A 914-nucleotide genomic window follows, 5' to 3' on the forward strand; every position below is an offset into this window, starting at 1 on the left:
TCTGAAACTGAATCAGGTTTAAGCCTAGTTGCGGTACTACGTCGCACCGATACCGAAGCATTAGTGCAGTTGATTCACAGCCAGTTATTCCAAGCGCAAAAGCGCGTAGCGGTAGCGTTATGTGGCAAAGGCAATATCGGTTCTAGCTGGTTAAATCTATTTGCGACTCAGAAAACAGAACTCGAAAAACGCCACGGTATGAGCTTTGACTTAGTCGCCATTGTCGATAGCCAGACATATTGGGTTGATGAAAAAGGTATTGATGCGGCGGCGGTTGCCGACAAGTTTGATGATGAAAGTATTGAGAACGATGGGACGTGGCTGAGTCGGTTGGGCGATTTACAAGGTTATGATGAAGCCGTGGTATTGGACGTGACCGCGAGCAAAGAGTTGGCGCAACGTTATGTTGATATCGCTCAGCAAGGCATTCATTTAATTTCTGCTAACAAAGTTGCAGGCTCTGCCGATAGTCAATATTACCATCAAGTGCAAGATGCATTCGCGAAAATCGGTCGTTACTGGCTCTACAACGCGACGGTTGGGGCTGGGTTACCTATCAACCATACCGTGCGAGATCTGCGTGAAAGTGGTGATGAGATTGTGGCGCTATCCGGAATCTTCTCGGGAACACTTTCTTGGCTGTTCCAGCAGTTTGATGGCTCGGTGCCGTTTAATGAGTTGGTCGATTTAGCGTGGCAACAAGGATTAACAGAACCGGATCCGCGTGCTGATTTAGATGGTTCGGATGTCATGCGTAAACTGGTTATCTTAGCGCGTGAGTCTGGTCTGGATATTGAACCGGATAGCGTAAAAGTGGAATCACTGGTGCCTGAAGAGCTGCGCTCTCTGAGTTTGGATGAGTTCTTTGATAATGGCGCACTGCTCAGTGAGATTCTTCAAGAGCGTCTAACCAA

1 pseudogene is annotated in these 914 nt (G+C 47.7%); it reads left to right on the forward strand.

Annotated features, from left to right (window positions below):
• Nucleotides 1–914: pseudogene (metL, locus tag R7R24_RS25415) on the forward strand (bifunctional aspartate kinase/homoserine dehydrogenase II); the annotation flags it as partial.

It is taken from the genome of Vibrio sp. 704 (genome assembly GCF_033339295.1).